The 7976-nt window shown below is 57.5% G+C and carries 7 protein-coding genes; 6 read left to right on the forward strand and 1 reads right to left on the reverse strand.

What is annotated here, in order from left to right; all coding sequences use genetic code 11:
• The 5 genes from M3436_17395 to M3436_17415 form a co-directional block, all read left to right on the forward strand.
• Positions 1-554, forward strand: a 554-nt coding sequence (locus tag M3436_17395) for a hypothetical protein (protein MDQ3565797.1), incomplete at its 5' end; no start/stop codon positions are given.
• A gap of 10 nt (positions 555-564) precedes the next feature.
• On the forward strand, positions 565-2499 hold the full coding sequence (locus M3436_17400; GenBank protein MDQ3565798.1) for a hypothetical protein: 1935 nt from the start codon (positions 565-567) through the stop codon (positions 2497-2499).
• A 6-nt stretch (positions 2500-2505) separates the two neighbouring features.
• Positions 2506-3072 (forward strand): hypothetical protein, encoded by a 567-nt coding sequence (locus tag M3436_17405; protein MDQ3565799.1) that lies wholly within the window; start codon positions 2506-2508, stop codon positions 3070-3072.
• A 112-nt stretch (positions 3073-3184) separates the two neighbouring features.
• Complete coding sequence (locus tag M3436_17410; protein MDQ3565800.1) at positions 3185-5068, forward strand: hypothetical protein; 1884 nt, start codon at positions 3185-3187, stop codon at positions 5066-5068.
• Positions 5069-5244: 176 nt separating this feature from the next.
• A complete protein-coding gene (locus M3436_17415; protein ID MDQ3565801.1) occupies positions 5245-5634 on the forward strand; it encodes a hypothetical protein in 390 nt (129 codons plus the stop codon).
• Between the two features lie 65 nt (positions 5635-5699).
• Here M3436_17415 and M3436_17420 read toward each other — a convergent pair whose 3' ends face one another.
• A complete protein-coding gene (locus tag M3436_17420; protein MDQ3565802.1) occupies positions 5700-6161 on the reverse strand; it encodes a hypothetical protein in 462 nt (153 codons plus the stop codon).
• A gap of 2 nt (positions 6162-6163) precedes the next feature.
• Between M3436_17420 and M3436_17425 the strand changes: the two genes are divergently transcribed.
• A complete protein-coding gene (locus M3436_17425) occupies positions 6164-7777 on the forward strand; it encodes a hypothetical protein (protein ID MDQ3565803.1) in 1614 nt (537 codons plus the stop codon).
• Positions 7778-7976: the final 199 nt, after the last annotated feature.

Raw genomic sequence — 7976 nt, forward strand, 5'->3', positions numbered from 1 at the left:
ATACGGTTCCTCTGCAGGATACGATGCAATTTGAGTTCGCGACCGGCAGCGACTTTTTCCTGCCACGGGTGGGTGACAAAATCTTCATGCCGCTGATCAGCATGCAGTACGACGTTGTGAGCGTGCCTGTTCCGCCAACCTCAGGAAGCACCACGGGCACTGTGACGATCACTCAGTCAGTAAACGATGGCTATACGGCGGTCCCCAGGGTCGGCTTTACCCTTACCACGGATCCGGTAAACATCATCACTACCGCTTATTTCTTTCGCCGTTCGGCTTACGTAGTATGGAACGGCGAGCTGCGCTTGCACTCCAGTTTCTTTGGAGCGCAGATTAACGAGTTCACCGTCATTCGCGGCAACGTGACCTCGGCCCGGCCGTTTTCGTTGCTCTTTCCAGTCGGCGCCATTTCGACCGATGCGCTCAAGCTCCGCGTTTCCCTGGAAGCCTACGATTCGCAGTACAGCGCCCGCCTTTTCGGCAACGCGACGACCACTCTCCAGACAACCATTCCGCCGCGCAATCAACCGACTCTTCTCTCTAATAATAATTAACTTAACCTATATGAAACGAAACTCCTCCGGCAGCAGCCTCGTTGCTGTGCTTTTTAGCATAGCGATGGTTTCCAGCCTCATCGGCGTCATTTTTACTGTCACCACGACCCAAAACCGAACCGCGCGCCGCAGCGTCGATCGCGCCGCCGCCATTTCCTATGGGGACGCCGTCCTGGAGCATCTCTACGATCAATGGCGAAACGCGATGGTCAGCGTCGTTGACACGACGGACCGTTTGGAGGGGCTTTCCACGGATAAACTCAATGCCAGCATGTCCGCTCCAACCACCACCGACCTGCCGCCTCCACAAAACCTGGTTTTGGTCGATTGGGCGGTTCGTGCGGCCTCTCCGATGTTCGCCCCGATGGATTCCTCGGACAAGCGGCCCCAGCCGGAAAATGGCACCCTTTCCACCCTGCGAATCCGCCTTTACTACCTGGCAACCGCCACTGTTTCCTTCCCGGGGCCTGCCAATAACAACACCGTGACCGTCCAGCGGACCTTTGTTCGCGCCGGCCGCAACTTATTCGAAGACTTTTTGTTCGGGACGCAGTCGAAGACGGAGCTGCATCCTGGCGCCCCCATGTATGTCGATGGCTCGGTCTACATTGGCGGCGACATGTACACCGCCCACAACGACCTGCATTTCATGAATGACGTGACAACCACAGGGACTCACACCAACAACTATCGGCCGAACGATTCCCGGAATGGGACCGATCCCACCATCGATGACAACGGGTTCGACGACAATTGGGACCCGAGCAATCCGCCCCGGACGGGCGGAGACCAGCGAAGCCTTCTCGACACGCCCACTGGCAGCCTCGAGCAGGCCTTCCTCGACGATGACACGAGCACCCACATCGATCGTGACGGAAACCCGGACAACAACGGCTATCATGAAATCATCGAGCCGCAGGTCAATGCGGCGACGGATCCGCTGCAGCTCGATCCTGCCACCAGCGAGCGCTTCGCCAACAATGCCGATTACCGCATCGAGGTGACTACCCGCAAAGACGGTTCCGGCAAGTGGGTGACCGACTTGAAAATTTACGAAGGGGCTTCCACGGTCCCGCTGATCAGCAGTAACGAGGCCTACACCGCCATTCAGGGAGCCCTTCGGCTGGACACGGCGCTCTATGACAAACGTGCAGGTGACAATGTTCGCGCAGTGACCATGGACGTCGAGGCGATCCGGGTAAATTACTCAAACAACAAGCTCAGCGACACCGTCGGCGACGGTGATGGCCTGGTTTTTTATTATCAAGACAAGAGCGGCTCAAACATTCCCGCGAAGATCTACGATCGCGCTGGCACCAAGCCTCCGACCAACGTTACCAGTGCCAAAGCTCGCGGACTGAAACTCACCAACGGTGCGAAGCTGCCCAAAGACGGCTTCACCGTCGTCAGCCCGCATTCCGTCTATGTTCAGGGCGATTACAACACCGGTTCGTCCAACCCGTTAAGCACTCCATCAAATACTGCCAGCTCGTATACCCCGCCCTTGAACAAGCCCAGCCCGGTGGCTTCCGGCTATACGCGCATTCCGTCCGCGGTCGTCGGCGACGCCGTGAACATTCTCTCCAATGCGTGGAACGATGCGAACTCCCCACTCGCCCGGAGCAGTCGTGTTGCTTCGAATACCACTGTCAACACCGCGATTGTGGCGGGGAACGTGCCCACTTCGCTCGCCAAAGGCTACAGCGGCGGCGTCGAAAATTTCGCCCGCTTCCACGAGAACTGGTCGGGAAAGTACTATACGATTTACGGCGCCATCGCGCTCCTGTATGCGAGCAAGGACGCAACCAATGCATGGAGCAACGCCGACTACTCGCCCCCCAATCGCCGGTGGTATTATGATGAAATGTTCAAAGACAACAATCCGCCCGGCTTCCGAGTCGCCCGCGTGTATCAACGGGGTCTCTGGTCCGTTTCCAATCCTTAGGGATACATGCGTGCGCCATTGCTTTGGCTACTCCTGGCTTCCCGCCTTGCCGGGGCGACGGCGCGCGCCCTGGACATGACTCCGATCCCAAGCTTCAAAGAGCTCGAGGGATTTAAAGTGCCGATCGTCACCTTCAAAGATGGAGATCGAAAAATTTCCTATCAGCCGCCGAGCGGTTGGCAACTAAGCGGTGGCGGAGCGCAGCTTCGGCTGTTCCCATCCAGGATCGCCGAGTGCAATGCTCGCTTTGAAGTGTTCAAACGAAAACCGCTTCCAGACGCGAATGCCAGGGAGGAACTAAGGAAGTGGGCCGCCACCCTTCTTCCCGACGGCGCTGAGGACATTCAGGCGGGCGAGGAATACGAGAACACGTTTATGTTTGGCCCGATTGGCAACCGCGAATTCCTTTTCACTTACACGGCGAATGGGAATCGCTTTTCCGCCAGCGTCGCGATCGCAGACCTGAATGAGCAACAACGTTTCGTCGCCACCACCATCGCCCGCGCAAACGATTTTGAAACAATGCGCCGTGAAGTGATCTCCAGCATGTTCCGCTGGGCCTGGGATGAATAGCCTATGCCGTTCCGTGTTGGGGACTCATCCCCCACCGCGTTACAGCCGCAAACTGATCTCCGGTATGAAACACCGTCATTGTGGCAGCACCCTCGTAGCCGTGCTCTTTAGCATGGCGGTTGTCTGCAGTCTGCTCGGTGTGATTTTCGCGGTCACCACCAATCAGGCCCGCCTGGCGCGGCGTATTATCGATCGCGGCGCAGCCATTGCCTATGCCGACGCGGTCCTCGAGCACCTTTTCGATGAATGGCGAATCGCGATGATTTCTCTGCCGGACTCTAAAGAGCGTGACGCGGGGCTCACCACGCAAGCTCTCACTGCCAACTTGTCCGCGCCAACTTCCATTGAGATGCCCGTTCCCGCTGGATTGATGCTGCAGGATTGGGCCGTCGTTGCTGCCGATCCAATGCTGGCGCCCATGGCGGACCTGACCACGTCCCCAAAACCCGAGAACGGTACCCATTCCGTCCTGCGCACCCGTGTTTACTACCTGGCGAGAGCCACGGTTTCCTATCCTGGCGCCGCGCCTATTAATACAGTCACGGTACAGCGCACCTTTGTCCGTTCGGGGCGCAACGTATTCGAGGATTTCGTATTCTCGGCGCTACCCATCACTGAGATAGCTTCGACTCAGCCAATGTATATCGACGGATCGGTTTACTTCGGAGGGGACCTTTACACCCCGCACGACGATCTGCATTTCGTCAGAGATGTGACGTTTAGCGGAATGCACCAGCTGGATTATCGCCCGAACGATTCGCGCTATAATCCTGCGGTCAATGGCAACATCGACAATGACGGCCTCGACGACAACTGGGACTCCAACAACCCGCCGCGGCGCGGAGAACAAAGAAAGCTCATCGATACCGTGAACGGTGATTTCGAACAGGTCTTTTTAACTGATGACACGAGTTTGCACGTCGATGCCGACGGCAACCCCGACAACGACGGATTTCACGAGATGATTGAAGAAGTCGTCAACCCGGTGGGCGATCCGCTTCGAATCGATCCGACGACAAGCGATCGTTTCAGCAATAATGCCGATTACCGGATTGAGGTGACTACGAGTGGAGACCCCGTCGCGGGCTTCACGACGGCCCTCGATATTTACAAGGGCGCATACACGTTACTGACCAGCGGCACGCCGGAATACCAGGCGATTCAGGCAGCGCTTCGTCTGGATACCGTGCTCAAGGACCAACGCGAGAGCGGCTATGTGCGCGCGGTCGCAATGGACGTTGATATTATCCGGGCGAACTACGCCACCGCCACCATCACTGACAGCGTGAACATTGGCGATGGCCTCCTCATTCATTTCAAAGACAACAGCGGCCCGAACATCGGAGGAAACATTTACGATCGAACTGGGTTGACCCCGCCGGTTCCTGTTTCCAGTATCAATGCCCGGGGTCTTAAACTGACGAATGGCGCCCGCCTGCCATCGGACGGTTTCACGGTCGTCACCCAGCACACAATCTACATTGAGGGGGACTATAACACTGGTTCCCCGACCGGCGCCGCCACGCCCTCGAACAATGATGCGCTGCCGTACATCCCGCCCCTCGATAAACCGGACCCGGTCGCGCCCGGCTACACGCGTGTTCCAGCCGCCGTAATCGCCGATGCCGTAAACGTCCTTTCCAACGCGTGGAACGATAAGTATTCGACTTACCTCATCGACAGTCGAACGGCGTCGAGCAGCACCATAAATACCGTCGTCGTCTCCGGTAACGTGCCCACGACCATGGCGGGTGGGTACAGCGGAGGCGTCGAAAATTGTCTTCGCCTCCACGAGAACTGGAACGGCAAGTACTTCACTATTTACGGTGCTTTGGGGATGCTTTTTCCAAGCAGGGATTTTAAGGGTCCTTGGGCAGCAGCTATCTACGTGGGGCCCAATCGGCGCTGGTACTACGATGACTTACTCAGAGATCGGAATCCGCCCGGGTTTCCCATGGCCCGGGTCTACGAACGCGGTCTCTGGACACTTAGATAATGCGCTCTTCATTCTTTTCGCTCCTTCTTGCGGCCGGCTTCGTTGGCGTTTCCGGTCACGCCCTGGATTTGACTCCGGTTCAAAGCTTTAAAGTGCTTGAGGGTCTGAGAATCCCCACCACCACATTCATGGATGGCGATAGGAAAATTTCGTATGAACCGCCGGCAGAATGGCACATGAGCGGGGGCGGAACCCAGCTTCGACTCTTCCCGTCCAAAGTCGCCGAAGCTGAGGCTCGCTTCCAATTATACAAGCGGGAGCCGTCTCCCGCCGACAAGGGTGCCGAAGACCCGAAGAAGTGGGCCGCTGTTTTCCTTCCCGCGGCGGCCGGCGAAGCCCAGTTCACTACTCGATACAAAAATCCGTTCATGTTCGGCGAGACGGGCAGCACTGAACTTATTTTCGCTTACACGGCTAGCGGGCGGCTATTCAACGCGAGCATTGCGATCGTGGATTTGAGTGCGCAAGAGCGCCTTGTCGTAACGACCACCGCTCGGGCGAGCGATTTCCAAGCGGTTCGCCGGGAAATCATTGCCAGTCTGTTTCGCTGGACCCCGGAACAATGACTTTGCTGATCCCCGGAATTTCCGGGCGGGTGGAACTCGGTGCCCGACCGAAGTCGGCTGCGGCGTCATCGTTGATCGTGAGGCGTTCGATACCCGCCAGCGATCGCCACGCCGCAAATTGCCTTCGGATTTCTCCTGTGGCGAATATACAAACTTCTGCGGCGACCAAGAGCACGCGCCTTGCGATCACAAAGCGCATGTTCAGGAACAATACCATACGCGACAAGTCCGGAAGCAGCCTGGTCGCTGTCCTTTTCAGCATGACGGTTGTCTCCAGTCTGCTCGGCGTCATTTTTGCGGTCACGACCAATCAGGCGCGGCTGGCGCGCAGCAGCGTGGATCGCGGCGCGGCCATTGCCCATGCCGATGCGGTTCTCGAGCACCTTTTTGATGAATGGCGGATCGCCATGATCTCTGTCCCGGACGCTGTCGAGCGAGACGCCGGGCTCCCCACGCAGGCTCTCACCCTTAGTTTGTCGGCGCCGACTTCCATTGAGTTGCCCGTGCCCGCTGGATTGATGCTGCAAGATTGGACGGTCGTCGCCGCCGATCCAATGTTGGCGCCCATGGCTGGCCCGGCCATGCCCCCAAGCCGGAGAACGGGACCCGTTCCGTCCTGCGCAGCCGCCTGTATTACCTGGCGAGAGCCACGGTTTCCTATCCGGCCGCGGAGCCTCATAACAAGGTGACCTTGCAGCGCACCTTTGTTCGTTCGGGCAAAAACCTCTTTGACGACTTTATGTTTTCGACGCAGCCCATGACCGAGATCCATCCTGGTTCCCCAATGTATATTGATGGTTCGGTGTATGTCGGCGGGGATCTTTTCACCGCCAACAACGATCTGCATTTTATTAGAGAAGTCACTTTCACCGGAAATCACCAGTTGGATTTCCGGCCGAATGATTTGCGCTATAATCCTCTTGTGAATGGGAACATCGACAACGACGGGCTCGACGACAACTGGGACTCCAACAACCCGCCTCGCCGCGGCGAAGAGAGGAAACTGGTCGATACCCTCAATGGCGATCTCGAGCAGGGCTTTTTACAGGACGATACGAACCTGCACGTCGACAGGGACGGAGACCCCGATAACGACGGCTATCACGAGATGGTTGAAGAAGTCGTCAACCCCGCGACGGATTCGCTTCGTATCGATCCAACGACCAGCGCTCGCTTCAGCAATAACGCTGACTATCGCATCGAGGTGACAACGGCCGGAAACTCGACCTCCGGATTCACGACCGCTCTCGCCATTTACAAAGGCGCCTATACTCCTCTGACCAGTGATACGCCGGAGTATCAGGCCATCCAGGCGGCGCTCCGTCTCGACACTGCGCTCAAAGATTGGCGCCAAAGCGGATATGTCCGCGCTGTTACGATGGACGTTGATGTCATCCGGGCGAACTATGCGAGCGCCACCATCACCGACAATGTCAACGTCGGCGATGGCCTCCTCATTCATTTCAAAGATAACAGCGGCCCAAACATCGGAGGTAATATCTACGATCGCAGGGGCTTGACGCCGCCGGTCCGGGTTTCCAGCATCAATGCCCTCGGGCTCAAGCTGACGAATGGCGCCCGCCTGCCCGCGGACGGGTTCACGGTCGTTACCCAGCACGCGATCTACATCGAGGGCGATTATAATACTGGCTCCACGACCGACGCCGACACGCCGTCGAATAATGATGCCGGACCGTACACTCCGCCCACGGATAGACCAAGCCCGGTTGCGCCCGGCTACACGCGCGTTTCATCCGCGGTGGTCGCTGATGCCGTGAACGTTTTTTCGAACTCCTGGAACGATAAGTATTCGACCTATCTTATCGGCAGTCGCAGGGCCTCGAGCAGTACCGTCAATACGGTGGTCGTCGCCGGCAACGTTCCCACCTCTTTGGCAACGGGCTACAGCGGTGGCATGGAGAATTTTGTGCGGTTGCACGAGAACTGGGGCGGCAAGTACTTCACCATTTACGGCGCCCTCGCGATGCTCTTCGCAAGCAAGGATTTCAAGGCGCCGTGGTCGATGTCCAGCTACACGGCGCCGAACCGGCGCTGGTACTACGACCAGTGGCTTAAAGACAGAAATCCGCCCGGCTTTCCGGTTGCCCGTGTGTACGACCGTGGTCTCTGGACTCTTAGATGATGCGAGCCTCATTCCTCCTTTTACTATTTTTGGTCACCAGGTGGATCAGCGTCACCGGATGCGCGTTGGATCTGACCCGAATGGCGCTAAGATAAGGCTGATTTAGGACGATTGCGATGGGGTGGCACGCGCATCTCGTGACGAGGCTTGGTTAGTAAGTGATAGTTTTTCGCGCGTCGCTTTTTGGCCCGCGGTTCGT

This window comes from Pseudomonadota bacterium (genome assembly GCA_030859565.1).
Lineage (GTDB): Bacteria > Pseudomonadota > Gammaproteobacteria > JACCXJ01 > JACCXJ01 > USCg-Taylor.

Excerpts from the sequence above, each read along its gene's own strand:
- M3436_17400 (MDQ3565798.1), top strand. The coding sequence starts at position 565 with ATGAAACGAAACTCCTCCGGCAGCAGCCTCGTTGCTGTGCTTTTTAGC.
- M3436_17405 (MDQ3565799.1), top strand. The coding sequence starts at position 2,506 with ATGCGTGCGCCATTGCTTTGGCTACTCCTGGCTTCCCGCCTTGCCGGG.
- M3436_17415 (MDQ3565801.1), top strand. The coding sequence starts at position 5,245 with ATGAGCGGGGGCGGAACCCAGCTTCGACTCTTCCCGTCCAAAGTCGCC.
- M3436_17410 (MDQ3565800.1), top strand. The coding sequence starts at position 3,185 with ATGGCGGTTGTCTGCAGTCTGCTCGGTGTGATTTTCGCGGTCACCACC.